Annotated in this window: 26 protein-coding genes and 1 pseudogene; 20 read left to right on the top strand and 7 right to left on the bottom strand. The window is 72.0% G+C overall.

From position 1 onward, the window contains the following. The first annotated feature begins 169 nt into the window (after positions 1 to 169). The 5 genes from dnaK (at position 170) to AB0B63_RS10740 (ending at position 4,909) form a co-directional block, all read left to right on the top strand. Entirely contained in the window at positions 170 to 2,041 is a 1,872-nt protein-coding gene (dnaK, locus tag AB0B63_RS10720; protein WP_208565289.1) for a molecular chaperone DnaK, read from the top strand. Between the two features lie 48 nt (positions 2,042 to 2,089). After that, positions 2,090 to 2,833, top strand: a complete 744-nt coding sequence (gene grpE / locus AB0B63_RS10725; RefSeq protein ID WP_357016801.1) for a nucleotide exchange factor GrpE — start codon at positions 2,090 to 2,092, stop codon at positions 2,831 to 2,833. 82 nt (positions 2,834 to 2,915) lie between these two features. Further along, positions 2,916 to 4,100, top strand: coding sequence for a molecular chaperone DnaJ (gene dnaJ, locus AB0B63_RS10730; RefSeq protein WP_208565291.1), 1,185 nt, complete (start codon positions 2,916 to 2,918; stop codon positions 4,098 to 4,100). 29 nt (positions 4,101 to 4,129) lie between these two features. Then, positions 4,130 to 4,573 carry a MerR family transcriptional regulator gene (locus AB0B63_RS10735; protein ID WP_208565292.1) on the top strand — a complete coding sequence of 148 codons (444 nt, stop codon included), beginning with the start codon at positions 4,130 to 4,132 and terminating at the stop codon, positions 4,571 to 4,573. Between the two features lie 126 nt (positions 4,574 to 4,699). Continuing rightward, complete coding sequence (locus AB0B63_RS10740; RefSeq protein WP_357016806.1) at positions 4,700 to 4,909, top strand: hypothetical protein; 210 nt, start codon at positions 4,700 to 4,702, stop codon at positions 4,907 to 4,909. An 85-nt stretch (positions 4,910 to 4,994) separates the two neighbouring features. Here the strand turns inward: AB0B63_RS10740 and AB0B63_RS10745 are convergent, their stop codons facing one another. From AB0B63_RS10745 to AB0B63_RS10760, 4 genes are all read right to left on the bottom strand, one after another. Continuing rightward, entirely contained in the window at positions 4,995 to 5,426 is a 432-nt protein-coding gene (locus AB0B63_RS10745; RefSeq protein ID WP_208565294.1) for a hypothetical protein, read from the bottom strand. Between the two features lie 173 nt (positions 5,427 to 5,599). Further along, a complete protein-coding gene (locus tag AB0B63_RS10750) occupies positions 5,600 to 6,805 on the bottom strand; it encodes a cation:proton antiporter (protein WP_208565295.1) in 1,206 nt (401 codons plus the stop codon). Between the two features lie 5 nt (positions 6,806 to 6,810). Next, positions 6,811 to 7,311 carry a TrkA C-terminal domain-containing protein gene (locus tag AB0B63_RS10755; RefSeq protein ID WP_088641912.1) on the bottom strand — a complete coding sequence of 167 codons (501 nt, stop codon included), beginning with the start codon at positions 7,309 to 7,311 and terminating at the stop codon, positions 6,811 to 6,813. A gap of 129 nt (positions 7,312 to 7,440) precedes the next feature. Then, entirely contained in the window at positions 7,441 to 7,671 is a 231-nt protein-coding gene (locus tag AB0B63_RS10760; RefSeq protein WP_357016810.1) for a winged helix-turn-helix domain-containing protein, read from the bottom strand. 518 nt (positions 7,672 to 8,189) lie between these two features. On the opposite strand from AB0B63_RS10760, the gene AB0B63_RS10765 reads away from it, so the two are divergent. The 15 genes from AB0B63_RS10765 to AB0B63_RS10835 all read left to right on the top strand — a co-directional run bounded on the left by AB0B63_RS10765 (position 8,190) and on the right by AB0B63_RS10835 (position 21,703). Continuing rightward, positions 8,190 to 8,441 carry a hypothetical protein gene (locus AB0B63_RS10765; RefSeq protein WP_208565297.1) on the top strand — a complete coding sequence of 84 codons (252 nt, stop codon included), beginning with the start codon at positions 8,190 to 8,192 and terminating at the stop codon, positions 8,439 to 8,441. A 191-nt stretch (positions 8,442 to 8,632) separates the two neighbouring features. Next, complete coding sequence (clpB, locus tag AB0B63_RS10770) at positions 8,633 to 11,224, top strand: ATP-dependent chaperone ClpB (RefSeq protein WP_208565299.1); 2,592 nt, start codon at positions 8,633 to 8,635, stop codon at positions 11,222 to 11,224. Positions 11,225 to 11,757: 533 nt separating this feature from the next. After that, on the top strand, positions 11,758 to 12,162 hold the full coding sequence (locus AB0B63_RS10775) for a hypothetical protein (RefSeq protein ID WP_208565300.1): 405 nt from the start codon (positions 11,758 to 11,760) through the stop codon (positions 12,160 to 12,162). Positions 12,163 to 12,258: 96 nt separating this feature from the next. Continuing rightward, a complete protein-coding gene (locus AB0B63_RS10780; protein WP_357016815.1) occupies positions 12,259 to 12,885 on the top strand; it encodes a DUF4178 domain-containing protein in 627 nt (208 codons plus the stop codon). 2 nt (positions 12,886 to 12,887) lie between these two features. After that, a complete protein-coding gene (locus AB0B63_RS10785; RefSeq protein WP_357016818.1) occupies positions 12,888 to 13,595 on the top strand; it encodes a DUF2617 family protein in 708 nt (235 codons plus the stop codon). Between the two features lie 114 nt (positions 13,596 to 13,709). Continuing rightward, positions 13,710 to 14,135, top strand: a complete 426-nt coding sequence (locus tag AB0B63_RS10790; protein ID WP_208565302.1) for a DUF4247 domain-containing protein — start codon at positions 13,710 to 13,712, stop codon at positions 14,133 to 14,135. Between the two features lie 40 nt (positions 14,136 to 14,175). Further along, entirely contained in the window at positions 14,176 to 14,598 is a 423-nt protein-coding gene (locus tag AB0B63_RS10795) for a DUF350 domain-containing protein (protein ID WP_219465535.1), read from the top strand. After that, entirely contained in the window at positions 14,598 to 15,350 is a 753-nt protein-coding gene (locus tag AB0B63_RS10800; RefSeq protein WP_357016822.1) for a hypothetical protein, read from the top strand. The genes AB0B63_RS10795 and AB0B63_RS10800 overlap by 1 nt, the downstream gene beginning before the upstream one ends. Next, complete coding sequence (locus AB0B63_RS10805; protein WP_357016824.1) at positions 15,347 to 16,924, top strand: polyamine aminopropyltransferase; 1,578 nt, start codon at positions 15,347 to 15,349, stop codon at positions 16,922 to 16,924. Before AB0B63_RS10800 ends, AB0B63_RS10805 begins: the two co-directional genes overlap by 4 nt. Positions 16,925 to 16,959: 35 nt before the next feature. Further along, positions 16,960 to 17,943 (top strand): hypothetical protein, encoded by a 984-nt coding sequence (locus tag AB0B63_RS10810; RefSeq protein ID WP_357017112.1) that lies wholly within the window; start codon positions 16,960 to 16,962, stop codon positions 17,941 to 17,943. 154 nt (positions 17,944 to 18,097) lie between these two features. After that, complete coding sequence (locus AB0B63_RS10815; protein ID WP_357016827.1) at positions 18,098 to 19,012, top strand: hypothetical protein; 915 nt, start codon at positions 18,098 to 18,100, stop codon at positions 19,010 to 19,012. Between the two features lie 73 nt (positions 19,013 to 19,085). Continuing rightward, the gene (locus tag AB0B63_RS10820; RefSeq protein ID WP_357016830.1) at positions 19,086 to 19,742 is read left to right on the top strand and encodes a hypothetical protein; all 657 of its coding nucleotides are present in this window, start codon (positions 19,086 to 19,088) and stop codon (positions 19,740 to 19,742) included. 9 nt (positions 19,743 to 19,751) lie between these two features. Then, entirely contained in the window at positions 19,752 to 20,561 is an 810-nt protein-coding gene (locus AB0B63_RS10825; protein ID WP_208565308.1) for an SDR family oxidoreductase, read from the top strand. A 167-nt stretch (positions 20,562 to 20,728) separates the two neighbouring features. Further along, a complete protein-coding gene (gene pyrE, locus AB0B63_RS10830) occupies positions 20,729 to 21,268 on the top strand; it encodes an orotate phosphoribosyltransferase (RefSeq protein WP_091252187.1) in 540 nt (179 codons plus the stop codon). Positions 21,269 to 21,325: 57 nt separating this feature from the next. Next, positions 21,326 to 21,703, top strand: a complete 378-nt coding sequence (locus AB0B63_RS10835) for a metalloregulator ArsR/SmtB family transcription factor (protein WP_007454255.1) — start codon at positions 21,326 to 21,328, stop codon at positions 21,701 to 21,703. Between the two features lie 345 nt (positions 21,704 to 22,048). Here AB0B63_RS10835 and AB0B63_RS10840 read toward each other — a convergent pair. The 3 genes and pseudogenes from AB0B63_RS10840 to AB0B63_RS10850 form a co-directional block, all read right to left on the bottom strand. Next, positions 22,049 to 22,837: pseudogene (locus AB0B63_RS10840) on the bottom strand (DedA family protein); the annotation flags it as partial. 144 nt (positions 22,838 to 22,981) lie between these two features. Next, a complete protein-coding gene (locus AB0B63_RS10845) occupies positions 22,982 to 25,495 on the bottom strand; it encodes a polynucleotide kinase-phosphatase (RefSeq protein ID WP_357016835.1) in 2,514 nt (837 codons plus the stop codon). Then, positions 25,492 to 26,931 (bottom strand): 3' terminal RNA ribose 2'-O-methyltransferase Hen1, encoded by a 1,440-nt coding sequence (locus AB0B63_RS10850; protein ID WP_357016838.1) that lies wholly within the window; start codon positions 26,929 to 26,931, stop codon positions 25,492 to 25,494. Before AB0B63_RS10850 ends, AB0B63_RS10845 begins: the two co-directional genes overlap by 4 nt. Positions 26,932 to 26,982: the final 51 nt, after the last annotated feature.

Below are 26,982 nucleotides of genomic sequence, written 5' to 3' on the forward strand. Positions count from 1 at the left end.
GAGGGTAGTAACGGTCGGGTTGCGTCGGGTCGACTCAAGTCGACTTGCGCTTTGGCGATCGCGTGGCACTATTGAGTCAAGTTCACTCAAGTGTGGTGTGGTCGCTGCGGGCGGCCCTCCCGGGCAGGCCCTCCGACCTGCCCACCCGTAACGAAGCGAGGAAGCGAAGATGGCACGTGCGGTCGGTATCGACCTCGGCACGACGAACTCCTGCGTCAGCGTTCTCGAGGGCGGTGAGCCCACCGTCATCGCCAACGCTGAAGGCTCGCGGACGACCCCGTCGATCGTCGCGTTCGCCCGTAACGGCGAGGTGCTCGTCGGTGAGGTCGCCAAGCGCCAGGCGGTGACCAACCCGGACCGGACCATCCGCTCGGTCAAGCGGGAGATCGGCACCAACTGGACCGTCGACATCGACGGCAAGAAGTACACCCCGCAGGAGATCTCGGCGCGCACGCTGATGAAGCTCAAGCGGGACGCCGAGGCGTACCTGGGTGAGCAGATCACCGACGCGGTGATCACCGTTCCCGCCTACTTCAACGACGGGCAGCGGCAGTCCACCAAGGAGGCCGGTGAGATCGCCGGGTTCAACGTGCTGCGGATCGTCAACGAGCCGACCGCGGCGGCCCTGGCGTACGGGCTGGACAAGGGCTCCAAGGAGCAGACCGTCCTCGTCTTCGACCTGGGCGGCGGCACCTTCGACGTGTCCCTGCTGGAGCTGGCCGAGGGCGTCGTCGAGGTCAAGTCGACCAGCGGTGACAACCAGCTCGGCGGTGACGACTGGGACCAGCGGATCATCGACCACCTGGTGAAGACGTTCCGTGGTGAGCACGGCATCGACCTGGGCCAGGACAAGATGGCCCTCCAGCGGCTCCGCGAGGCGGCCGAGAAGGCCAAGATCGAGCTGTCGGCGGCCACCACCACCAACATCAACCTGCCGTACATCACCGCCGGCTCGGCCGGCCCGCTGCACCTGGACGTGACGCTCAGCCGCGCCGAGTTCCAGCGGATGACGCAGGACCTGCTGGACCGCTGCAAGGGCCCGTTCGAGCAGGCCGTGAAGGACGCCGGCATCAAGATCGCCGACGTCGAGCACGTGATCCTGGTCGGCGGCTCCACCCGGATGCCGGCCGTCACCGACCTGGTCAAGCAGCTCACCGGTCGCGACCCCAACAAGGGCGTCAACCCGGACGAGGTCGTCGCCGTCGGCGCCGCCCTCCAGGCTGGCGTGCTCAAGGGTGAGGTCAAGGACGTCCTGCTGCTCGACGTGACCCCGCTGAGCCTGGGCATCGAGACCAAGGGCGGCATCTTCACCAAGCTCATCGAGCGCAACACCACCATTCCGACCAGGCGCTCCGAGGTCTTCACCACGGCCGACGACAACCAGCCGTCGGTGCTGATCCAGGTGTTCCAGGGCGAGCGCGAGATCGCGGCGTACAACAAGAAGCTCGGCACCTTCGAGCTGACCGGCCTCCCGCCGGCGCCGCGCGGCGTGCCGCAGGTCGAGGTCGCCTTCGACATCGACGCCAACGGCATCGTCAACGTGCACGCCAAGGACCTGGGCACCGGCAAGGAACAGAAGATGACGATCACCGGCGGCTCCTCGCTGCCGAAGGACGACATCGAGCGGATGCGCCGCGACGCCGAGGAGCACGCCGACGACGACAAGCGTCGCCGTGAGGAGGCGGAGGCCCGCAACGTGGCCGAGGCGCTCCAGTGGCAGACCGAGAAGTTCCTCGCCGAGAGCGGCGACAAGCTGCCGACGGAGAACCGGGAGCAGCTCAACGAGGCCCTTGGCGAGCTGCGCGGCGCGCTCGGCGGTCAGGACATCGAGAAGATCAAGGCGGCCCACGAGCGGCTCGCCCAGGTCTCCCAGCAGGCCGGTTCGCTGCTCTACGCGCAGCAGGCCGAGCAGGGGGAGCAGCCGGGCGCGGCTGGTCCGGGTGCCGGTGCGGGCGCGGGTGCCGGTGCGGCCGGAGCCCCGAAGGCGGGCGGCCCGGACGACGTGGTCGACGCGGAGATCGTGGACGAGGACAAGAAGTGACGGTCCGCGCCGGACACGAACTCACCGCACAGGGATCGAGGTAGTCGTATGACGGAGAAGCCACGAGCCGCCGACCCGGGCGCCTCCGGGTCGACGCCGGGTGGCTCCGAGCCCGCCGACGACGGGCCGCGGGTCGTCATCCGGAACAACCGCAAGCTCGGCAGGACCGAGGAGTCGCCCGCCGCCGCCGACGCCGGGGCGGACGCCCCGGCCGAGGGGCTGGTCGAGGAGGCCGAGGTGATGGTCGACGAGATCGAGGCCGAGGCGACCGCGCTCGACGGGCCGGCACCGACCGGTCCGCCGGTGGTGGACGCCCCCGCGCAACCGGTCGACGGCAGCCCGACCGGCTCGCCGCTCGGCGCGGAGCTGGAAGCCCTCCGGGCCGAGCTGGACGAACGGACCCGGGACCTGCAACGGGTGTCGGCGGAGTACGCCAACTACCGCAAGCGGGTGGACCGGGACCGGGGCGTGGTCCAGGAGCAGGCGACCGGCGCGGTGCTCGCCGCGCTGCTGCCCATCCTGGACGACCTGGACCGGGCCCGGGAGCACGGCGACCTGGTGGGGCCGTTCGGCACGGTGGCCGAGCAGCTCACCACGGCGCTGGGCAAGTTCGGCCTGACGCCCTTCGGCGAGAAGGGCGACCCGTTCGACCCGACCCGGCACGAGGCGGTCGCGCACCAGACCTCGCCGGACGTGGACGAGCCCACCTGCGTCCAGGTGATGCGTCGGGGCTACCTGCTCGGTGAGCGGCTGCTGCGGCCGGCCATGGTCGCGGTCGCCGACCCGGAATAGTGCACGGCCATCCGGTCGCCCCGCCCACCCGCACCCGGTGGGCGGGGCGACCGGGCCACATCTCACGGAAGGGGGTGGACCGGTGAGTTCCAAGGACTGGATCGAGAAGGACTTCTACGCCACGTTGGGCGTGGAGAAGTCCGCCTCCTCAGACGAGATCAAGAAGTCGTACCGGAAACTGGCCCGGGAATCGCACCCGGACCACAACCCCGGTGACCCGAAAGCCGAGGAACGGTTCAAGGGCGTCTCCGAGGCGTACGCGGTGCTCGGCGACGACGCCAAACGCCGCGAGTACGACGAGATGCGCTCGCTGTTCGGCTCGGGCGCGTTCCGTCGGGGCGCGCCCGGCACGGGTCAGCCCGGCGGTGTCCCGTTCGACGTCTCCGACCTGTTCGGCGGCGGTGGCGGGGACACCCGGTTCGGTGGTGGCGGCTTCACCGACCTGTTCAGCTCGATCTTCTCCGGCGGTGGTGCCGGTGGTGCCGGTCCGACGCGGGCACGTGGCCCCGCCCGGGGCCGGGACGTGGAGACCGAGGTGGCCCTCGACTTCGACGACGCGGTGCGGGGTGTCACCCTGCCGTTGACGCTGCGCGCGCCCGGGGTCTGCGACACCTGCCACGGCAACGGCGCGAAGCCCGGCACCCAGCCCACCACCTGCCCGGTCTGTCATGGTGCCGGGGTGACCACCCGCGACCAGGGGTCGTTCAGCTTCTCCGAGCCGTGCCGCAACTGCCAGGGCGTCGGCACGGTCGTCGAGGAGAAGTGCCCCGAGTGCCACGGCACCGGCGGGGTCACCAAGACCCGCACGTTGAACGTCCGGTTCCCCGCCGGGGTGGCCGACGGGCAGCGGATCAGGTTGGCCGGGCGGGGCGAGCCGGGTCAGCGGGGTGGGCCGGCGGGCGACCTGTTCGTCCAGGTCAAGGTACGCCCGGACGACCTGTTCGGGCGTACCGGTGACGACCTGACGCTGGCCGTGCCGATCACCTTCGCCGAGGCGGTGCTCGGCACCGACCTGCGGGTGCCCACCCTGGACGGCGCGGTGACCCTGCGCGTACCCCCGGGGACGCCGTCCGGGCGGGTGCTGCGGGCCCGGGGCAAGGGTGTGGTGCGCCGCGACGGTCAGGCCGGTGACCTGCTGGTCACGTTGGACGTGGTGGTGCCGGCGACGGTGTCGGACGAGGCCCGGGCGGCGTTGGAGTCGTTCGCCGACGCGACGCCGCCGGCGGCCCGGGAACATCTCGACGCGCGGGTGCGTCGGGTCGGTTGACCGGTTGACGGGTGCGGAGGTGAGTGGAGATGTCGGACGGGTTCGTCGGTTCGGGTGACGCCGCCTACGAGGCCAAGGTGCTGATGATCTCGGTCGCGGCACGGATGGCGGGGATGCACCCGCAGACGTTGCGTCAGTACGACCGGCTCGGCCTGGTGCAGGCCGGTCGGGCGGCCGGTGGTGGGCGACGCTACAGCGTGCGGGACGTGGTCCTGCTGCGTGAGGTCCAGCGGCTCAGCCAGGACGAGGGTGTCAACCTGGCCGGGGTGAAACGGATCATCGGGCTGGAAGGCCTGGTGGAGCAGGCCCAGCAGCGGGTGGCCCGACTGGAGGCGGAGTTGGACGCCGCCTACCGCCGGATCGCCGAGCTGGAGACGCTGGCCAGCGGTTTCTCCCGGGGTGACCTGGTGCCGACCAGTCGCACCTCCACGGCGCTGGTGGTCTGGCGTCCCCGCCGCACCCCCGACCGTTGACCCTGGCCCGGCCCGCCGGGCCGGCGGTGGTCTGCGGTCGGGGTTTTCCGGCGGTGGGTGGTCGTTCCGGCTAGCCTGTTGTCAGGTCCAACCAGGTCAATTCGGACTCCGACGGCGGGGGGAACCGTGGCGGAATCGGCGAAGAAAGTGGCCCGGCAGGCGGAGGAGCGGCTCAACAAGGTGGCCGAGAACGTCCGGGAGAAGTTCGACCGGGTCACCGAGGGCAAGTTCTCCGACACGGTGAAGAACGGCAGGTTCGCCGAAGAGGCCGACCCCGGGGCGGACCGGGAGCGGACCGGGGAGAAACGCCGCAACCAGGGCGGATCGGCACGCTGACGATCCATCGACGTGCGGGCCGGGACCCACGGGGGGTCCCGGCCCGTTCGCCGTCCGGCTGTGGGTGCTGCGGGTGCGCCGCCGGTCAGCCGAGCCGGCGGTTGTCCCGGACCAGGCCGCCCTCGCACCAGTCGTGGTAGGTGAAGAGTTCCTGCCGGGCCAGCAGCGCCCGACTGTTGTACGCCCAGTTGCGCAGCAACTCGTCGCCGTCGCGCTCGGCCTGCTCCACCAGTTTGCGGAAGCGACGCCTGGGGTGGGCGCGGAAGTTCGTCCGGATGCCGTCGGCCGCGTAGATGTAGAGGCAGTGCAGGGCGAAGCGGCGCGCGGGGCAGGCCGGGTCCAACGCCAACTCGAACAGGGTGAGCACCAGGTGGTCGCCGGAGACCAGCAGGTCCCAGTCTTGTGGCAGCGAGGTCAGCGGCACCGAGTCCGGCTGGTACGCCCAGGCCCGTAGCTCCCCCGGCGACGGATCGACGGGGTTGGCGAAGCCGTGGAACGGCGGATCCTGCACGCTCACCGGCAACCTTCCGCTCACATCCACGGGGTGCCTCCGTCCGCCCGCGGGACCCTGTCCTGCTGGGGCGCAACGCTAGCCGCCGCTGCCCGGCCGGCGGAAGACCCCGCCGGGAGCAATTCGGCAACGGAGGCCCTGGCCAGGCCACCTGTGTGAGGGGCCTGGCCGGGCGGTTCTCAGTCCGTGGCGGGTACCGGCTGGGGCTGTCGGGCGGCGATCCGTCGACGCAGCCGCTGCTTGAACCAGCGCATGTCGGGCAGGCGGGCGAGCATCGGACCGGTGATCACGGTGATCAGCACGTACGCCGTGGCGAGCGCCGCCAGTTTGGGTTCGACGGTGCCGGCGGCGACGGCCAGACCGGCGATGACGATGGAGAACTCGCCGCGCGGCATCAACGCGAAGCCGGCCCGCCAACGGCCCGGTTCGGCGATGCCGGCCCGGCGGGCCGCCAGGTAGCCGGTGAGCAACTTGGTCCCCATGGTGACCACGGCCAGCACGATCGCGGGCAGCAGTACCGGCGGCATGTCCCGGGGGTCGGTGACCAGGCCGAAGAAGACGAAGAAGACCGCGGCGAAGAGGTCCCGCAGCGGGGAGAGCAGTTCGGTGGCGTGGTGCGCCACCGGCCCGGACAGGGCGATGCCGACCAGGAACGCCCCGACGGCGGCGGAGACCTGGAGCCGGGCGGCGATGCCGGCGACCAGCAGGGTCAGGCCGAGCACCCCGAGCAGCAACGCCTCCGGGTCCTTCGCCGACAGGGCGGCGGAGATCAGGTGGCCGAAGCGGATGGCGACGACCAGCACGAGCACCACGGTGAACACCGCGACACCCAGCGCGATCCCACCCTTGACCAGGCCCACGCCGGCCAGCAGCGCGGTCACCAGCGGCAGGTAGAGCGCCATCGCCAGGTCCTCGATGACCAGCACGGAGAGGATGACCGGGGTTTCCCGGTTACCGACCCGGCCGAGGTCGCCGAGCACCTTGGCGATCACCCCGGACGACGAGATCCAGGTGATGCCGCCGAGCACCACGGCGGCCACCCAGCCCCAGCCGAGCAGCAACGCGAAGCCGAAACCGGGCAGGGCGTTGAGCGCCGCGTCGATCAGGCCGGCCGGGGCCGCCGAGCGCAGGTTGCCGACCAGCTCGTTGGCGCTGTATTCCAGGCCGAGCATGACGAGCAGCAGGATGACGCCGATCTCGGCGCCGACGGCGAAGAACTCTTCGCTCGCGGCCAGCGGGAGCAGGCCACCGTGACCGAAGGCGAGCCCGGCGAGCAGGTAGAGGGGGATGGGGGAGACGCCGAACCGGCGGCTGAGCCGGCCGAGCAGCCCGAGCAGAAGCAGGAGCGCGCCGACCTCGATGAGCAGTGTGGTGGTTTCGTGCATACGCCTCAGCCGTCCGGGTCACTGTCGGCGAGGATGGCTGTCACCCCGTCGAGACCCTGCCGGGTCCCGACCACGACCACCACGTCACCGGCCGCGAAGCGGAAGGTGGGATCGGGCGAGACGTTGACCTCGCCCTGCCGGAGCACCGCCACGATGGAGGCGCTGGTGCGGGTACGCGCCTTGGTGTCACCGAGCCGCTTGTTGACGTACTTCGACCCGGCCGGAATGGCGATCTGCTCGGTGAGCAGCCCGGCCGCCTGCTCGCGCAGGCCGGAGAGCTGACCCAGCATCAGCGACGCGCCGAGGATGTCGGCCAACGCCTCGGCCTCGTCGTCGGTCAGCGGGATGTCATGCTGGCAGGAGTCGGGATCGTCCGGGTCGTAGAGGACCAGGTCGCGGCGGCCATTGCGGTGGGAGACCACGCCGAGCCGGCGACCGGACTCCGTCATCAGATCATGACGCACGCCGATTCCGGGTAGGGCGGTCTGTTCGACACGTACTCGCACGGACGAGAGGCTATACCCTGCGCCCAAGCTGGGCCCGTTGGACGTCTGTGCTGCTGGCGAGCGCTTTCCGGCCGGCACCGGCTGTGCTCGCCGGCTCGCCGGTCGGTAACCCCGACCCGCGCTGCGGGATCAGGGGGAGGCTCTGCGCGGTGTGACATAGGTTCCCTTGCCCTGGTGGCCTTCGACGAGGCCCTCCGCCTGAAGGATCAGCAGTGCGGAGCGCACGGGTTCGGCGGAAACCTCGTAGTGCGCGATCAACTCACGCAGGGATGGCAACTTGTCGCCCGGCGAGTACTCGCCGGAGGCGATCTTGTTGCGGATGTCCTGGGCGATGCGCTGACGGTCGGAAACTCGGGGCATGGCGGCAACTCCTGGTAGGCCCCAAGATCCTCCCATGGCAGCACGCGACCCGCCAAGACTTTGCGTGCTTTGCATGGTGAGTGGTTGTCTTCCAATGGTTTGCATTGTATGTTGCTTCGGCGGGGCCTTCAGCGGAAAGCCTGGTAGGCAAACCGGCCTCCGGTTGGCATCCGTGGGCTGGCACGACTGGGCCAGAAGGTGCGTCAGTCGTGCCAGCCCTGAGATCGGCATGGACCGCGTCCGGTGGCGGCCATGCGAAGCGGCCCTGTCGTCGTACCGCCGAGGTGGGCTGCGACGGCAGGGCGGGCAGCCCGGCCGGACCAGCAGCTCGGCCGGGCTGCCCTTCCAGCACCGCGCCACCGAGCCGTCCCACGAAGGAGCGCCATGGTGTACGAGTCGCCGCACCCACCGTCGAAGCTCGACCCTGGTCAACTCGGTTGGGTCGATACTGCGGTGTCCGAGCCGTCGCGATACCGGCTTCGGCGCGAGATCGCCCCGGGTCAGCTGGGCGGGGCGCGATGACCGGGCGGTACGTCGTACATCTGCCGGTCAGTGCTGCGGACCTGGCGCGGGCCAAGATGCTCGCCCGGACGGCGGCCCGCTCGCTGGCCTTCCTCGCCCACGTCGACCCGGGCGAGACCACCGTCTCCGCCGAGGATGACCAGGGGGTACGCCACCGGGTCTTCTGCGACAACCGGCTGGACAGTGGCCGGCGGTGCGTGCTCCGGGCCGACCACGAGACCCCCTGCACCGCCCGCCTGCCCCGCTGACTCCTGAGCGGAGGTGGGCGAGGTGGGATGGAGTGCGGCAGGGTGCGGTGGGTCAACTGAGGTGGGCCGGAGTTCGTCGGCTGACCTCGAACGACAATCTGTGACGCGAGTCACATAGCGAGAGTTGAGCGGAATAGGCTCAACTCTGGTGGTGTCTCTTACTAGTGGACACGCCGATCCCGGGGGAGCCCATGAACACGGAACGACTCACCACCAAGAGCCGCGAAACCATCACCGGTGCCGTCGCGCTGGCCAACCAGCGTGGTCACGCCACCGTGGAACCCTGGCACCTGCTGTCGGCACTGCTCGACACCGACGGTTCCACCGCTGCCGGCCTGCTGCGCGCTGCGGGTGCCGACCCCGCCGAGCTGCGCCGGGCCGCCCAGCGCGCGGTCGACGCGCTGCCCGCCGCCCGTGGGTCCAGCATCGCCGAGCCCACCCTCGCCCGCGAGTTCGTCAACGCCATCGGCGCCGCCGAGCAGATCGCCCGGCCGCTCGGCGACGAGTACACCTCCACCGAGCACCTGCTGGCCGGCCTGGCCCGGGTGGGTGGCGCGGTGTCCAATGCGCTGAAGTCCGCCGGGGCCACCGAGGAGAACCTGGTCGCCGCGTTCCCGACCGTGCGGGGCGGGGACCGGCGGGTCACCACCGCCGACCCGGAGCAGACCTACCAGGCGCTCACCAAGTACGGCGTCGACCTGACCGCCAGCGCCCGCGACGGCAAGATCGACCCGGTGATCGGCCGGGATTCCGAGATCCGCCGGGTGATCCAGGTGCTCTCCCGGCGTACCAAGAACAACCCGGTGCTGATCGGCGAGCCCGGCGTCGGTAAGACCGCGATCGTCGAGGGCCTGGCCCAGCGGATCGTGGCCGGCGACGTGCCCGAGTCGCTGCGCGACAAGAAGCTGGTCTCGCTCGACCTCGGCGCGATGGTCGCCGGGGCGCAGTACCGGGGGCAGTTCGAGGAGCGGCTCAAGTCCGTCCTGGAGGAGATCAAGAACTCCAACGGGCAGGTCATCACCTTCCTCGACGAGCTGCACACCGTGGTCGGCGCGGGCAAGGGCGAGGGCTCGATGGACGCCGGCAACATGCTCAAGCCGATGCTCGCCCGGGGTGAGCTGCGGATGGTCGGCGCGACCACCCTCGACGAGTACCGCGAGCACATCGAGAAGGACCCGGCGCTGGAGCGCCGGTTCCAGCCGGTGCTGGTCGGCGAGCCCACCATCGAGGACACCATCGGCATCCTGCGTGGCCTCAAGGAGCGCTACGAGGTGCACCACGGCGTCCGGATCACCGACGCCGCCCTGGTCGCCGCCGCGTCGCTGTCCGACCGGTACATCACCGACCGGTTCCTGCCCGACAAGGCGATCGACCTGGTCGACGAGTCCGCGTCCCGACTCCGCATGGAGATCGACTCCCGGCCGGTCGAGGTGGACGAGATCGAACGGGCGGTCCGCCGGCTGGAGATCGAGGAGATGGCGCTGGCCAAGGAGCCCGACGCCGCCTCCGCCGAGCGGCTGGAGCGGCTGCGTAAGGAGCTGGCCGACAAGCGCGAGCAGCTCACCGCCCTGTCCGAACGCTGGCAGACCGAGAAGAGCCACATCACCAAGCTCTCCACCGCCAAGGAGGAGCTGGAACGCCTCGGCGGCGAAGCCGAACGGGCCGAACGCGACGGCGAGCTGGAACGCGCCGCCGAGCTGCGCTACGGCCGCATCCCGGCGCTCAAGGCCGACCTGGCGCGGGCCGAGGAGGAACTCGCCCGGCTCCAGGCCGACGGCGCGATGCTCAAGGAGGAGGTCGGCGCGGACGACATCGCCTCCGTCGTCGCCTCCTGGACGGGCATCCCGGCCGGCCGGCTGCTGGAAGGCGAGACCGCCAAGCTGCTGCGGATGGAGGAGTCGCTGGGCGGCCGGGTCGTCGGCCAGGCCGAGGCCGTCGGTGCCGTCTCCGACGCGGTACGCCGGGCACGGGCCGGCGTCGCCGACCCGGACCGCCCCACCGGCAGCTTCCTGTTCCTCGGCCCCACCGGCGTCGGCAAGACCGAGCTGGCCAAGGCGCTCGCCGAGTTCCTCTTCGACGACGAGCGGGCCATGGTCCGCATCGACATGAGCGAGTACGGCGAGAAGCACTCCGTCGCCCGCCTGGTCGGTGCCCCGCCCGGCTACGTCGGCTACGAGGAGGGCGGGCAGCTCACCGAGGCGGTGCGCCGCCGCCCCTACTCGGTGATCCTGCTGGACGAGGTGGAGAAGGCCCACCCGGACGTCTTCGACATCCTGCTCCAGGTGCTCGACGACGGTCGGCTCACCGACGGTCAGGGCCGTACCGTCGACTTCCGCAACGCGATCCTGATCCTCACCTCCAACCTGGGATCGTCGGTGATCAGCGACCTGACGCTCGCCGACGAGCAGCGCCGGGAGGGGGTGCTCGCGGTGGTCCGCTCACACTTCAAGCCGGAGTTCCTCAACCGGCTCGACGACATCGTGGTCTTCGCCGCGCTGCGCGGGGACGACCTGCGGTCGATCGTCGACATCCAGCTCACCCGGCTGCGTCGGCGCCTCGGCGACCGCCGGCTGGCGTTGGACGTCAGCGACGCCGCCCGGACCTGGCTCGCCGAGCACGGGTACGACCCGATCTACGGTGCCCGCCCGCTGCGCCGCCTGGTCCAGTCGGCCATCGGCGACCAGCTCGCCAAGGCCCTGCTGGGTGGCGTGATCCGGGACGGCGACACGGTACGGGTCGACCTGTCCGACGACAAGAACGCCCTCACCGTCACCTCCACCTGACCCCCGCCCCGCCGCCCCGCCCCCTGCCGGGGCGGCGGGTTCACTCCGCCCACCGCCGCCCCGCCCTCCCGCCGCCCTCGCCCTCCCGCCGCCCTCGCCCTCCCGCCGCCCTCGCCCTCCCGCCGCCCCGCCCACCTCGCTCTTGCCCCGCCCCGCCCCTCCCGCCTCGCCAAGTGCCGCCCCGCCCCGGTGATCAAGAGGTTTACGTCACGAGAGCGCTTTCCCTCGACGTAAACCTCTTGATCACCCCCCGCCCCGGCCTTCCTGCGCCGGTGATCAAGAGGTTTACGTCACTGGGAGCGCTCTCTGGTGACGCAAACCTCTTGATCACCGCGGTCGGGCGAGGGCGGCGTGCGGTCGGGCGGAGGCTGAGTGCGGTTGGGCGAGAGTTGCGTGCGATCGGGCGAGAGCTGAGTGCGGTTGGGCGGAGGCTGAGCGCGGTGGGCGGGAGCTGAGTGGGGAGGGGCGAGCGGGGGCGGGTTGGGTGGGGGTGGGGTGGGTGGTCAGGGGTGGGGCGGGGAAAGGAGAGGGGCATGTTCGGGATGCGGAAGAAGAGCGGCGACCCGGAGCTGGACGCCGCCGTGCGGGAACTCGCCGGGGCGGACACTGTCGCCTTCGGCGGGGTGGGGTTCGCCGGCACGCTGCTGCCGGTGACCGAGGCGTACCGGCGGGTGGGGGAAGCGTTCGCGCAGCGCCCCCGGCAGGCCCGTGAGCAGGTCGACTGGCTGCTGCGGCACGGCTCGCCGGCCGGCCGGGCGTACGCGGCGACGCTGTTGGAGGAGGTCGATCCGGCGGCGGCCCGGGATGCCTGGGCGGCCCTACGCGGCATCGACGACGAGTTCACCACCTTTACCGGCTGCACGATGGGCAGCACCACGCTGGGCGGGTACGCGGCGGACCGGTTGGCTGGTCAGCACACCGACGATGACACTCGGTAGCTGACTGTTCACTCAGAATCCGCTGAGTTTCCCCAGGTGCGCGGGGTGCGCGGGGTTGTTACCGTCTCCGCCGATGCACTTGGGGAGGTGGTCGGGGTGAACGGTTCGGTCGCGTACGTCGTGGCAACGTTGGGATGTCTGATCGGGGTCGCCGGGATCGTTGTGGCGGCGGTGGCTTTCAGTCGGAGTCGGAAGCCGAACCGGCCGACACCGGCGAAGGACCCGTTCCGCGACACCGACTCCGACGCGTTGCGCGGGGACCCCCGCAAGCTCAAGCCCGGCGACATCGTCGAGATCCGTGGGGTGTCCTACGCGGTTCGTGGCTCGGTGCACCTGGTCGAGGGCGGCTGGAGCTGGGCCGAGCACCTGCTGGACACCGTCGAGGGCGACAAGCGCTGGCTCTCCGTCGAGGAGGACCCGGACCTGGAGCTGGTGCTCTGGACGGCCGAGCCGGCCGCCACGATCACCCCGGGCGCACCCACCCTCGACTTCGCCGGCCGCCGCTACTCCTGGGAGGAGTCCGGCCAGGCCCGCTACTCGGCCTCCGGCAGCACCGGCCTCGACCCGTACGGCACCGTCCGCTACCAGGACTACCGGGGCCAGGGCGGCGAGCGGCTCTCCTTCGAGGCGTACGGGGACGCCGGCTGGGAGGTGGGCCGGGGCGAGCGGCTGCACCGCGCGGACGTGATGGTGTACCCGCAGTCCGGCCCGGAAGGGTCCTGATCGTGCTGGTCAGCCTGGACACCCCGTACGTCGACACCTGCGCCGCCGACCTGAGCCTGGCGCTCGGTGGCCCGGAACGCCCCGCCCTGCACATCCGTGACGTGACCCTGCCCGGCGGTGTACGGCTGCGGCTGCGCCTGCTCGGCGCGTCCCACCAGGTCGTCCTCACCACCCCGACCGGGTTCACCACCCCGGCCGCTCCGACCGGGCTCGCCGACGCGGACATCCCGACCGCGCTCGGCGCCCCGGCCGCCTCGGCCGGGCTCGGCACCCCGGCCGCTTCGACCGGGCCCGGCGACGCGGACACCTCGGCCGGGTGGGCGGACGCGACGGGTCCGGCAGCGGCGGGTGGGCTGGTCGAGACGGTCGCCTGCCTGCCCGGTCGGCCCCCGCACCTGCCCGGCGACCTGCACGACGAGGCGGGTGGCTACCGGTTCACCGCGACCGTGCTGCGCCCCGCGGAGGGGGAGCTGCACACCCGGATCGCCGCGCTCCGCGCCGACCTGGCCGACGACCCCTACGCCCTGGTCGGGGTCTTTCCGGGGGACCCGGACGCGGTCACCGCGCTGGCCGTACGCCCCGACGCGCCGGACGGCACGGTGGGCTGGCGCACCTGGCACGCGTACCCCCAGACCAACGAACTGGTCCTGACCGAGACGGTGGTGGACCTTCTGCGAGCCCCGCAGTCGCGAACGAGGGAGACACCGTGAGCGCGAGGAGTGAGCCGGTTCTGCGAGCCCCGCAGTCGCGAACGAAGGAGACACCGTGAGCGCGAGGAGTGAGCCGGTTCTGCGAGCCCCGCAGTCGCGAACGAGGGAGACACCGTGACGTACCGACGTTGGTTCGTGGTGGGGGTGGCCTTCGCGGTCGTCGGCGCGTTGGTCGCCGCCTTCGCGATCTTCTACGGCAACTTCTCGCCCCGGGGCTACATCGAGGACCGCTACACCCGGGCGGCGGCCCGGGACATCGGGCGGGACGCCGTCGCGTACACCTCGAACCGGACCCCGAGCCAGGTGGCGGACGACGTCACCGGTGCCTGGAAGCCGGCCGACCAGTACGTCGACGGCAGCGGCGTCTACCTGCGCTACGACGACGACTCGCTGGTGATCCTGCCGATCGCCGCCGGCTCGCTGATCCTGCTGGAGCGGATGCGCACCGCCTACCCGCGGTACCACTCGACGGTGGGCAGCCACTGGGGTTGGGGTCGGGGCAGCACCGTGCGTGGTGGCGGCCCCGGCTCCGGCAAGTGACGCGTACCGATCCCGACCGAACGAACCCCTGGAGCACGCTGTGCAGAACCTGGTCACCGACCTGCTGGTCACCCTCGCCTACGGGGTGGTCGGTGTCGTCCTGATGGCCGTCGGCTACGTGCTGGTGGACGTGGCCACCCCGGGCAAGCTCCACGAGCTTATCTGGACCGAACGCAACCGTAACGCCGCGTTGCTGCTCACCTCGAACCTGGCCGGCGTCGGCATCATCGTGGTGGCCGCGATCGCCGCCAGTGAGGACGACTTCCTGCTCGGCCTGGTCGGTTCCGCCGCGTACGGGATCGTCGGCCTGGTCATCATGGCCCTGGCGTTCGTGCTGCTCGACGCGTTGACCCCGGGCAAGCTGGGCACGCTGCTGGTCGACCAGCAGCCGCACCCGGCGGTCTGGGTGTCGGCGATGGTGCACCTCGCCACCGGCGCGATCATCGCCGCCGCCATCAGCTGATGACCACGGCGAAGCAGCCGGCGAAGCCGAAACAGAACGTGGGTGCCTGGGTCGTCTGGATCGTCGTCGGCCTGGTCGTGGTGGTCTGCGTGGGCAGTAGCCTCTTCAACCGGGACTCCGGGGGCACCACCGTGCCCGCCCCGGCGGCCGACGAGCGCGCCGACACCGTGCCGCTGCTCGCCCAGGCGACCGCCAGCCAGGGCATCTGCTACGGCTGGCGGCTGGAGGAGTCGTTCCTCTCGCCGGTGAGCGTCGGCTCCAACCTCGGTGACGGGGTGGCGGTGGAGGAGGACGACCGCTGCCCGCGCTGGGTGCAGGTCCGGGCCCGGATCATGTACACCGCGGAGAGCAGCGAGAGCAGCGACTCGGCGACCATCACCGTGACCGGCTCGGGCGACTTCTCCCGGGCCGACCTCTACGCCGTGCAGACCGGTCTGACCCGGTTCGGCCTGCACGAGGACGTCTTCGTGGACGATCCGGGCTGGGCGATCTGCCGCGCCGCCGTGGCGTTGCCGCTGCTGGTCGCCGAGACGGGTGCGGCACCACCGGCGGCCACGCCGACCGCCGACCCGGGCGCGGTGGCGGCCCCGCTGCCGGACACCGGCAGCGACTTCTGGCGGGACCGCTGGGGTACGGTGCTGGCCGCCGCCGGCCTGCTGCTGGTCGCCGTCCTGCTGATCACCGTCGGGTTCGTCCAGCGTGGGCGGCAGCGGGCGGCGACGCCGGCCGGGCGTTTCCGGGGGGCGCGGTGACCACGGTCGACGACACCCCGGCGGTCCGGCCGCGCTGGCGGTGGGCCCGCGCGTCGGTGCTGCTCGCGGTCTTCGTCTGCGCCGCCTGCGGCCTGGTGTACGAGTTGGCCCTGGTCGCGCTCGGCAGCTACCTGATCGGTGACACGGTCGGGCAGGCGTCGATCGTGCTCGGCGTGATGGTCTTCGCGATGGGGATCGGGGCGTTGGTCGCCAAGCCGTTGCAGCCCCGGGCCGCCGCCGCGTTCGCGGTGATCGAGCTGACCCTGGCCCTGCTCGGCGGTCTGTCGGTGCTCGGTCTCTACGCCGCGTTCGCCTGGCTCGACCTGTACGGCCCGGCGCTGGTCGGCACCGCGTTCGTGCTGGGGCTGCTGATCGGCGCGGAGATCCCGCTGCTGATGGTGATGCTGCAACGCATCCGGGAGCAGGCCGCCGGCAGCGCGGTCGCCGACCTGTTCGCCGCCGACTACGTCGGCGCGCTGCTCGGCGGGCTCGCCTTCCCGTTCCTGCTGATCCCGGTCTTCGGTCAGCTCAAGGGCGCGTTGGTGGTCGGCGCGGTGAACGCGGTGGCGGGCCTGGCCCTGGTCTGCACGGTGTTCCGCGCCGAGCTGAGCCGCCGGGCCCGGCTCGTGCTGGGCGCCGGTTCCGTGGTGGTCGCCCTCTGCCTGGGGTACGCCTGGGTCACCGCCGCCGACTTCGAGGTGACCAGCCGTCAGCAGCTCTACCGCGACCCGGTGGTGCACGCCGAACGCTCCCGCTACCAGGAGATCGTGCTGACCCGGTCGGTTCGCGAGGTCGGCCACTCCGTCACCGACCTGCGGCTGTTCCTCAACGGCGACCTCCAGTTCAGCTCGATCGATGAATATCGCTACCACGAGGCGCTGGTGCACCCGGCGATGCGTGGCCCGCGCGGTGAGGTGCTGGTCCTCGGTGCCGGCGACGGCCTCGCGGTCCGCGAGATCCTGCGTTATCCGGACGTGCGCCGGGTGACCGTGGTCGACCTCGACCCGGCGGTGGTGGCGCTGGCCCGGTCCGAGCCGCAGTTGCGCGCGCTCAACGGCGGTTCCCTCGACGACCCCCGGGTCCGGGTGCTCAACACCGACGCGTTCGGTTGGCTGCGTACCGCCGCCGAACGCTTCGACGTGGTCGTCGCCGACCTGCCCGACCCGGACGAGACGGCCACCGCCAAGCTCTACACCGTCGAGTTCTACGCCCTGATCCGTTCGGTGCTCTCCGAGGGCGCCCGGCTGGTGGTGCAGTCCGGGTCGCCGTACTTCGCGCCCCGGTCGTACTGGTCGATCGAGGCGTCGATCCGCGAGGCCGGCTTCGCCACCGTGCCGTACCACGTCGACGTGCCGTCGTTCGGTGACTGGGGGTTCGTGCTCGCCGCGCCGGGCGGGACCCCGCCGCCCCTGGAGTTGCCGGCCGACGCGCCCCGGCTGCGTTTCCTCGACCCGGGGGTGCTGCGGGCGGCGGCGGCCTTCCCCGCCGACCGGGGCCGCCTGGACGTGCCCTCCTCCACCCTGTTGCGGCCCAGGGTGCTCGACTACGCCCGCAGCGAGTGGCGCGGCTACTAGCCTCGGAGACGATGTCACCGTCGCTGCGCCGCCGGCTGCCACCGCGTGCGGTGGACGCTGCGGCGTACCTGCAGGCGTTCGTGCTGTCCGGGGTGGCGACGGTGCTGGTCACCCGGGCGTTCCTGCACGCCACCGGCTACCCGCAGCTCGGCGGCGGCGGCCTGCACATCGCGCACGTGCTCTGGGGTGGCCTGCTGATGACCGTCGGCCTGGGCGTCGCGCTGGTCTTCCTCGGTGGGGCCGCCCGGGTGGCCGGCGCGGTGCTCGCCGGGGTCGGTTTCGGGCTGTTCATCGACGAGGTCGGCAAGTTCGTCACCGCCGGCACCGACTACTTCTACCGGCCGGCCGCCGGCATCATCTACGCCGTGTTCGCCCTGCTGGTGGTGATCACCCAGGCGCTGCGCGAACGGATCCGGCTGACCCCCGGCGAACGGGTGGCGAACGCGTTGGACGTGATCGTCGGCGGGGTCGGCCGGGGGTTGACCGACCGGCGCAGGGTGGCCACCCTGCGGCTGGTCCGGGGTGCCGGCCCGGAGGTCGAGTCGGCGGTCTCCGCGCTGCTGGACGTGGTGCCGCGCCGGGAACCACCGCCACGGCGGTTCTGGCAGCCCTGGGTGGCCCGGCTGCGCGACGCGCTGCTGCGGCTGACCGCCCAGCGTTGGGTGGTCCTGCTGGTGGTGGCCTACCTGGTCATCGAGCCGGTGGCGACGGTGGTGGCGGTCACCACCGAGGGGGTGACCGGCGAGCTGGACCAGCTCGGCGAGTGGGGCGCGGTGCTCGGGGTGTCGGCCTCGGCGGTGCTCGCCGGGGTGCTGAGCATCCGCGCCGCGTTCCTGCTCCGCAACGACCGGCGGGCCGCGTTCCGGCTGTTCAAGCTGGCCCTCCTGGTCGACCTGCTGTTCGGGCAGATCTTCAACTTCACGGTCAACCAGTTCGGCGCGGTGACCGGGCTGGCGGTGGACCTGCTCCTGCTCGGTGTGGTGACCGCCGAACACCGCCGGTTGGTGCGCGAGTCGTGACGCCGGGGGAGCGCCCGTCTGATCCGCTTCGGTCGCGGCCCCGCGCCCGGCCGATGGATGATTCGGCAGGTCGATCATCGGGTACGGCTCCGTCGTAGCCGGTACGACGGGACTCCGGACGTTACCGTGGTGCGGTGATCTAGGAAGGAGAATCATGGTCGATTCCCACAGCACGCCCGCCCGGACCCGTCCGGGTCTGGTGACGCTCTCCAGCTATCTGCTGATGTTCTTTGCGGCGCTCCAACTGATCGGGCTGATCCTCACCCTCGCGATCAGCGGCAAGCTCCGCCAGGCGTTCGAGGACGCGTTCGAGGGGACCGCGAGCGAGGTCGAGGGGCTCGGCACCGCCGTCGTGGTCTTCGCCGTCGCCGCGTCCGCCATTCTGCTGCTGATCGCGCTGGCCCTCGTCGTCCTGGCGATCTTCAACAACCGGGGCAAGAACGGCAGCCGGATCGCCACCTGGGTGGTCGGCGGCATCATGGTCTGCTGCGTCGGTGGTGGACTGGTCAACGGTTCCGCCGGTTTCAGCGGTTCCGCCGGCTCCGGCTCCGGCAACGCGCCGAGCGCCGAGGAGTTGGAGCGCAGCATGAACGCCGTGCTGCCCTCCTGGTACAACCCGGTCAGCACCCTGCTCGGCGTGCTCAGCCTGTTGGCCCTGCTGGCGGCGCTGATCCTGCTCGCCCTGCCGAAGTCCAACGAGTTCTTCCGCAAGCCCAAGGGCGGCTGGGAGCCGCCGGTTCCCGGTGCCGCCTACCCGGCCACCCCGGGCTACCCGGCGACCCCCGGTTACCCGGCCACCCCGGGCTACCCGGCCACCCCCGACTACCCGCAGCCCGGCACCCCCGGCCAGCCCGGCACCCCCGGCCAGCCCGGCACCCCCGGCCAGCCCGGTGCCCCCGGACCGTCGTCGACCCCGGGTCAGCCCGGCCCGTCGGCGTCCACCCCGGGCGTGCCGGACCAGCCGCAGCCGTCCGACGGCCAGTCCTGGCAGCCGCCGTCGGGTGGGGAGCCGGACCGGCCCGCCGGAGGCAGCGGCCCGGACGACCCGCAACGCCCCGCCGGCAGCTGACGGGCGCGTAACAGCGACACCGACGATTCCCTCCGAGTAGGTTGCACACCGACGCCTACCGGAGGGAATCGTCGTGTCGTACCCGGATCAGGTGCCGGCCCGCCGGCCGGTCGTCGTCACCACGGCGGCGGCGCTGCTCGGGCTGATGGCGCTCGCCGCCGGGGTCTACGCCGTGACCACCCTGCTCGCCCTGCGCGGCACCGTCGACCGGTTCCGGGTGGCCGCCGCCGACACCGCCGCCGACCCGGGCGACGTCGACGGCGTGGTCCGACTGCTGCGGCTCGGCACGGTCGGCGCGGCGGTGCTGACGGTGCTGGTGGGGCTGCTGCTGGTCGGCCTCGCCGGTGGGTTGCTCGCCCGTCGTCGGGCGGCCCGGATCGGCGTCTGGGTGGTCTGCGGGCTGGGCCTGCTCGCCGGTGGGTGCGCGCTCGCGGCGCTGGTCGGCCAGCGGGTCAGACCGCTGCGGCTGGGCAGCGGGGACCAGGGCGTCGCCGACCTGTTCGGCACCCTCGACGACGCCTACCCGTCCTGGTGGGTGCCGGTGAACGCGGGGGTTTCGGTGGGCCAGGCCCTCGGCTACCTTGTGGTGGCCGTGCTGCTGGTGCTGCCGGCGGCGAGCACCTGGTTCGCCACCCGCCGCCCGGTGGGCCCCGGGTCCGGGCCGCCCCCGTTCACCCCGGCGTCCGAGCCTGACCCCGGTGCCGTTCCGCCGGTGCCGCCGCCCCGTTGAGGAGCAACCGTGACCGCCGACCGACCGGCTCCGGGCCGCCGCGCGCTGATCACCGGTGCCACCGCCGGCATCGGTGAGTCGTTCGCCCGCCAACTCGCCGCCGAGGGCTGGGACCTGATCCTGGTGGCCCGGGACGCCACCCGGCTCGACGCGACCGCCGCCGAACTGACCGGCCGGTACGGCAACCAGGTCCAGGTCGTACCGGCCGATCTGTCCACCGACGACGGTTGCGCCCGGGTGGAACGGCGACTGACCACGGGCGACCCGGTGCACCTGTTGGTCAACAATGCCGGGCTCAGCCTCAGTCGGCCGTTTCTGCGTTCCACCGTCGCCGACGAGACCCAATTGCTCCGGTTGAATGTGCACGCGGTACTCCGGCTCACTCTCGCCGCGCTCGGGCCAATGATCGAACGCGGCGATGGGGCAGTGATAAATGTCTCTTCGGTTGCCGGGTTCGGCCCGGTGATGCCGGGCTCCACCTATCCAGCCAGCAAGGCATGGGTCACCAGCTTCAGCGAGTCGATCGGGCAATCCACCCGGGTGGCGGGCGTGCACGTGATGGCGCTCTGCCCCGGCTACACCCGCACCGGCTATCACGAGCGCACCGGCATCGACATGTCCGGCATGCCACGGTGGATCTGGCTGCAGGCCGACGACGTGGTCGCCGAAGCCCTGCGTGACCTGCGGAAAGGCAAAACGGTCAGCGTGCCGGACTGGAAGTACAAGCTGGCCGTCGCGAGCCTTCGACACGTACCGCGGCGGTTGTTGCGGGGTGCCTTCCGGGACCGGCGGGGGCAGCTCGATCCGGCCGGGGAGTGAGCGGGCGTCGGCGCGGTACGGCGCGCGGGCCGCCCGCTGGCCTGCGACAACTCTGCCCGTGCGATCGCGCAGCGTAGCCGTCCATCGCCAGTCATCGGTCGATCGGGTGACCGATCCGGGTGGGCCGCACACACGACCCACAGACTTGCGCAGTACCCTCTATCGGCATGGGGGACCACGACGACCTGCGTAAATTCATCACTGACCTGGCTGTGGTCCATGGCCGGGTCGTGCTCTCCTCGGGGCGGGAGGCGGAGTGGTACGTCGATCTGCGTCGCGTGACTCTCCATCACCGGGCCGCTCCCCTGGTCGGTCGGGTGATGCGGGAGCTGACCGCCGACTGGAATTACGACGCGGTCGGTGGGTTGACCCTGGGTGCCGATCCGATCGGCATCTCGATGTTGCACGCCGCCGCGGAGACCGATCGACCCCTGGACGCCTTCGTGGTCCGCAAGGCCGGCAAGGCGCATGGTCTCCAACGGCGGATCGAGGGTCCTGAGGTGGCCGGCCGGCGGGTACTGGCGGTGGAGGACACCTCGACGACGGGCGGCAGCGTGTTGACGGCCGTCGAAGCACTACGCGAGGCCGGGGCGGAGGTCGTGGGCGTGGCGGTTATCGTCGATCGTGGCGCCAGCGACGTCGTACGCGCCGCCGGACTGCCGTATCGGGCGGCCTTTACGTTGGCTGACCTCGGCCTTGTGGCGTGAAAATTTGCCGATTCGGATCTGCTGATATGCAGGCGGATCGATGCTGCTGGTGGAAGGATGGAATACGTGGGAACTGCGTTGGCTGAAATGACCATGCCTCAGATCTCGCCGCTTGCCGGCGAGCCGATCGAACGTGCCGATGCCGAGCGGCTGGCGGGGGTCCTCAAGGCCCTCGCCGACCCCGCTCGGCTGCGGCTGCTCAGCCTGATCCAGTCGGCGCCCGAGGGCGAAGCGTGCGTGTGTGACCTCACCGCGCCGCTCGGCCTCTCGCAGCCGACGGTCAGCCACCACCTCCGCATCCTCACCGAGGCCGGCTTGCTGGAGCGGGAGAAGCGTGGTGTGTGGGCCTACTACCGGCTGGTGCCGTCGGCGATCGCTACGATCGCCGACCTCCTCACGCCGCCGCGCAAGCGGGCCACCAAGAAGGCCCGCTGACTGCACCCGTCGCCCCCACCAGGGGGTGACGTCCGATGGCGTACCAGGGGTGGCGTCATCGGGTGGTGACGGTTGTCCGTCACCGGTCAGTTTGCTGATCCACCACCGTGCCCGCGGTGGCGTACGCGTATGCAACGGCCGGTCCTCTCCCCGAGGGCCGGCCGTTCGTCGTTCCGGCGTTCAGCGGCCCTGACCGTGCTCCGGGTACCGTCCACCGTCCTGCGGCGGCTGGGGCTGACCGTAGGTCTGCGGCGGGAACTGCTGGTCGCGGCCGTGCGGCTGGCCGGGCTGCCCACCGCCGTGGGGCTGCTGCTGCCCGTGCTGCTGCGGGTCACCGTGCTGCTGCCCGTGGTGCGGGTGGTGGTGCTCGACGGCGTCCCGGACGGCCTCGACCGCCCCCACCGCGCTCGCGGCGGCGACCACCGCGACGGCCTCACCGCGCCGACGGGCCTTACGGTCGCGCAGGAACTCGAAGAAGATCGGCAGCACCGAGATCAGGATGATCAGCGCGACCACCGGCAGGATGTACCGGTCGATCTTGTCGCCGATGGCGTTGTAGATCTGGTCGGCGAGCAGGTAGCCGATCAGCAGGATGCCGTCGACCCAGAGGATCGCCCCGACGACGTTCCACAGGAGGAACTGCTTCGCCGGCATGCCGAGCGCACCCGCCACCGGGTTGAGGAACGTCCGCACGATCGGGATGAACCGGGCCAGTACCACGGCCTTGGCCGGGCCGAACTTCTGGAAGTAGAACTCCGCCTTCTCCACGTACTCCTTCTTGAAGAGTCGGGAGTTGGGGCGCTCGAACATCCGGCGGCCGTAGCGGGCCCCGAGCCAGTGCCCGAGCTGGGCCCCGACGATCGCGCAGACCGGCCCACCGATCAGCAGCCCGACCAGGGAGAGCCGGGTGCCGTCGCCGAACATCGCGTCGGCCACCGGCGAGGCGGCGACCCCGGCCAGGAAGAGCAGCGAGTCGCCGGGGAAGAAGAACCCCACCAGCAGACCGGTCTCGGCGAAGAGGATCACCCACACGCCGACCAGTCCGAAGGTCTGGAGCAGATCCTTGGGGTCGAGCGGATTCAGCGCGACCGTCTCGGCGACCACCCGCGTCTTCTCACCTGTGTCCACGGCCACACACCATACCGAGCCCGCGAAGCGTCGGTCGCGGCACGCGCCCCTTCGACCGGCATCTCACCCCGGACGGGCCGCGACGCGGCCCCACCCAGGCCACGACGCGCCCCGGTCGGGGAAACCCCCACCTGCTGGAGGACGGGCGGTCTAGAGGCGGGGGTCGACCGGCTCCGACTCGCAGGCGAGGATCGCGAAGACCAGCGCGTGCCGACGCCACAGCGGGACGTCGGCGGCGTACCCGTCCAGGGCGGCCAGGCCGAGCGCGTGCTCGCGCAGCGCCAGCCCCCGCTTACGGCCCAGCGAGCGGCGACGCAACGCGGCGAGCTGGGCGGGATCGGTGTAGCCGGGGCCGTAGATGATCCGCAGGTACTCCCGGCCCCGGCACTTGATCCCCGGCTGGAGCAGCGAACCGCGTGCCGACCGGGCCGCCGGACCGGCGTACGGCTTGACCACCATCCCCTCGCCACCGGCCCCGGTCAGCGCCGACCACCACTCGGTGGCCTCCGCCACCGCCGCCTCGTCGGCCAGCTCCACCACCTGCCGTCGGGTCGGGGTGAAGAACTCCGGGTCGGCCGCGCAGAGCCGGTCGGCCAACGCCAGGTGCCAGCCGTGGTCCCGGTCGGTGAAGGTCACCTTCGCCCCGGCCAGCACCGCGAACGGCGCCAGGGTCACCCCGCGTAGCCCGTCGGTGGGGGCCACGTACGCCCGGTAGGCCGCCGAGTAACCCTCGATCTCCACCCGGCGGGCCGCCATCCGGTCCCGCAGCGTGTCCACCGGCAACCCGCGGGCGCTCGCGGCCTCCAGTGCGGCCAACGCCGCCGGCACCGCCGCCCGGCCGGCCGCCCCGACCCCGGCGTACTGCTCGCGGATCAGCCCGCCCGCCTTCGCCGACCAGGGCAGCAACTCACAGTCCAGCAGCAGCCGGTCGGTGCCCAGCTCGTCCCACAGCCCGGCCGTGCCGACCGCCGCCCGGACCCGGTCCAGCAACTCCCCGTCCAGCGGGGGGCCGAAGAACGGTCGGCCGGTGCGGGTGTGCACCACCCCGCCGCCGAACGGACCCGGTTCCCGTTCGACCAGCACCACCGCCCGGGAACCCATGTGCTTCTCCTCGCACACCACCTGCTCCACCCCGGCCGACCGGTAATCCTCGAACGCCTGCGCCGGGTGCTCCAGGAACCCCTCCACCGTCGACGTCGAACACGGGGCCATGGTCGGCGGCAACCAGACCAGCCGGCCCGGGTCCACCGCGAACCGGCTCATCACCTCCAGCGCGGCGGCGGCGTTCTCCGCCGGCACGGTCAGCGTGCCGTAGGCGTGCTCCAGGTGCCGACGCCCGGTCACGTCGGCCAGGTCGAGCACCGTGTCCGGGCGGGTCGGCGGGCTGACCAGCGGCCGGGCCGGGGCGTACCACTCCCGCCGGGCGTCGACCGAGACCAGCTCCCGTTCCGGGTAGCGCAGCGCGGTGAGCTTCCCGCCGAAGACGCAACCGGTGTCCACGCAGATCGTGTTGTTGACCCATTCCGGGGTCGGGGTCGGGGTGTGCCCGTACACGACCGTCGCCGCACCCCGGTAGTCGCGCGCCCACGGGTAACGCACCGGGAGGCCGTACTCGTCGGTCTCGCCGGTGGTCTCGCCCCAGAGCGCGAATGAACGGACCCGGCCCGACGCGCGGCCGTGGTAGGCCTCCTTCAGGCCGGCGTGCGCCACCACCAGCCGGCCGCCGTCCAGCACGAAGTGGCTGACCAGGCCGTCGATGAAGGTCGCCACCCCGGCCACGAACGTCGGGTCCTCGGCGGCGAGCTGGTCCATCGTCTCGGCCAGGCCGTGGGTGAGTTTGACGTCCTGGCCCCGCAGCTTGCGCAGCAGCTTGTGCTCGTGGTTGCCCGGCACGCAGATCGCGTGCCCGGCCGCCACCATGCCCATCACCAGGCGCAGCACGCCGGGGGAGTCCGGGCCGCGGTCCACCAGGTCACCCACGAAGACGGCGGTACGACCTGCCGGGGGCACCGCGTCCACCGGGCGACCCGCGTCGTCGCGGTGCAGCAGGTAACCCAGCCGCGTCAACAACGACTCCAGCTCCGCCCGGCACCCGTGCACGTCACCGACGATGTCGAACGGCCCGGTCAGCTCCCGCCGGTCGTTGAACAGCTTCTCCAGCCGGATCCGCGCGGCGTCGATCTCCTCGACCCCGCGCAGCACGTGCACCCTGCGGAACCCCTCCCGGGCCAACTGCCCGGACGACCGGCGCAGGTCACGTTGCATCCGGGCCAGCACCTGCCGGCCGTGCGTGCGGTCGGTGCGGGCCTCGGTCCGTTCCCAGGCCAGCGCCTCCGGCACGTCCAGCACGATCGCCACCGGCAGCACGTCGTGCTCCCGGGCCACCGCGACCAGCCCGGCGCGGGCGTGCGGCTGAAGGTTCGTCGCGTCGACCACGGTGAGCCGGCCCCGCCGCAGCCGCACCCCCGCCACGTGGTGCAGCGCCCCGAACGCGTCGGCGGAGGCGGACTGGTCGTTCTCGTCGTCGGCGACCATCGCCCGGAACGCGTCCGAGGCGAGCACCTGGCTGGGCGCGAAGTGCCGGGCGGCGAAGGTGGACTTGCCCGAGCCGGAGACACCGACCAACGCCACCAGGGCCAGCTCGGGAATGTCGAGAGTGGTCATCGGGTCGCCTCCTGGCTGCCCACGGCGGTGAGGACGGCGAGCTGGGTGGGGTGGCCCAGCTCGGGGTCGTGGTCACCGACCCCGCTGATCGTGGCCGTGTAACCGTGGTCGGCGGCCACCCGGTCGATCCACGCCGCGAACTCGGCACGGGTCCACTCGAACCGGTGGTCGGGGTGCCGGAACCGTCCCGCCGGTAGCCCCTCGTACCGCACGTTGTACTCAGCGTTCGGGGTGGTCACCACGAGCGTGCCCGGTCGGGCGTGACCCAGCACGGCATCCTCCAACGCGGGCAGCCGCGCCGGGTCCAGGTGCTCGACGACCTCCATCAGCACCGCCGCGTCATAGCCGCGCAACCGGTCGTCCCGGTAGGTCAACGCCGACTGCCACAGCCGGACCCGGTCCTGCTGCCGCTGGGGCAGCCGGTCCAGCCGCAGCCGACGGGCGGCCACGGTCAGCGCCTGGGGAGCGACGTCCACGCCCACCACCTCGGTGTAACGCCGGTCGGCGAGCAACGCGGTGAGCAGCGCACCGCCGCCGCACCCCAGGTCCACCACCCGGCTCGCGCCGCTGGCCGCCAGCGCGGCGAGCACCGCCTCGCGCCGCCGCACCGCCAGGGACGCCCGCCCAGGGTCGGCGTCCGCCGGGCCGGTGGCCTCGTCGACACTGTCGTCCGGCACGGGTACGTCGGCCAGCCGCAACTCGGCCAGCCGGGCCATCGCCTGCCCGGCCAACGCCCGCCGGTGCGCCAGGTAACGCCGGATGATCAACGCCCGGTCCGGGTGGTCGGCCAACCAGCCCGCCCCGGCCCGCAGCAGCTTGTCGATCTCGTCCGGGGCGACCCAGTAGTGCTTGGCGTCGTCCAGCACCGGCAGCAGGACGTACAGGTGGTTGAGGGCGTCGGCGAGGCGGACCGTGCCGGTCAGGCAGAGGTCGACGTACCGGCTGTCACCCCATTCGGGGTGCTGTTCGTCGAGCGGGAGCGGGGCTGCGGTGACCGCCCAGCCGAGCGGGGCGAACAGCCGTACCGCCAGCTCCGCACCGCCCCGGCAACGCAGCACCGGCACCCGGATGCTCAGCGGGATCGCCGTGCCGGCCAACTCCGGGCGGTCCCGGGACACCCCGCGCAGCGCGGAGCGGAACACCGTGGACAGCGCGGAGGACAGCAGGCTCGACGCGGCGTAGGCACGGTCGTTGACGTACTGCCCCAGGGTGAAGTGCTCCGGGGTGGACGCCGCCCGCCGCCGCCCCACTCCGAGGCGCTGCGGATCGACCTCGACCAGCAGGGCGGCCGTGCACCGCTGCTCCGTCGCCTCCGGGTAGAACACGTGCGCGGTGCCCGCCGGCAGGTCGAACTCCTGCACCCGGTCGGGGTGCTTGACCAGCAGGAAACCGAGATCCGTCGCCGGCTGGTGGGTGGTGGTCAGGGTGAGCAGCACACGCCCATGATCCCAGCGTGGCCGATCCGGCGTCGTCCTCATTTCCCCGGG

Origin of the sequence: Micromonospora sp. NPDC049081, assembly GCF_040648835.1 — a bacterium.
GTDB classification, from domain to species: domain Bacteria; phylum Actinomycetota; class Actinomycetes; order Mycobacteriales; family Micromonosporaceae; genus Micromonospora; species Micromonospora antibiotica.

Excerpts from the sequence above, each read along its gene's own strand:
- AB0B63_RS10735 (WP_208565292.1), top strand. The coding sequence starts at position 4,130 with ATGTCGGACGGGTTCGTCGGTTCGGGTGACGCCGCCTACGAGGCCAAG.
- AB0B63_RS10750 (WP_208565295.1), bottom strand. The coding sequence starts at position 6,805 with ATGCACGAAACCACCACACTGCTCATCGAGGTCGGCGCGCTCCTGCTT.
- grpE (WP_357016801.1), top strand. The coding sequence starts at position 2,090 with ATGACGGAGAAGCCACGAGCCGCCGACCCGGGCGCCTCCGGGTCGACG.
- clpB (WP_208565299.1), top strand. The coding sequence starts at position 8,633 with ATGAACACGGAACGACTCACCACCAAGAGCCGCGAAACCATCACCGGT.
- pyrE (WP_091252187.1), top strand. The coding sequence starts at position 20,729 with ATGGGGGACCACGACGACCTGCGTAAATTCATCACTGACCTGGCTGTG.
- dnaK (WP_208565289.1), top strand. The coding sequence starts at position 170 with ATGGCACGTGCGGTCGGTATCGACCTCGGCACGACGAACTCCTGCGTC.
- AB0B63_RS10835 (WP_007454255.1), top strand. The coding sequence starts at position 21,326 with ATGGAATACGTGGGAACTGCGTTGGCTGAAATGACCATGCCTCAGATC.
- AB0B63_RS10800 (WP_357016822.1), top strand. The coding sequence starts at position 14,598 with ATGACCACGGCGAAGCAGCCGGCGAAGCCGAAACAGAACGTGGGTGCC.
- AB0B63_RS10765 (WP_208565297.1), top strand. The coding sequence starts at position 8,190 with ATGACCGGGCGGTACGTCGTACATCTGCCGGTCAGTGCTGCGGACCTG.
- AB0B63_RS10815 (WP_357016827.1), top strand. The coding sequence starts at position 18,098 with ATGGTCGATTCCCACAGCACGCCCGCCCGGACCCGTCCGGGTCTGGTG.
- AB0B63_RS10775 (WP_208565300.1), top strand. The coding sequence starts at position 11,758 with ATGTTCGGGATGCGGAAGAAGAGCGGCGACCCGGAGCTGGACGCCGCC.
- AB0B63_RS10760 (WP_357016810.1), bottom strand. The coding sequence starts at position 7,671 with ATGCCCCGAGTTTCCGACCGTCAGCGCATCGCCCAGGACATCCGCAAC.
- AB0B63_RS10845 (WP_357016835.1), bottom strand. The coding sequence starts at position 25,495 with ATGACCACTCTCGACATTCCCGAGCTGGCCCTGGTGGCGTTGGTCGGT.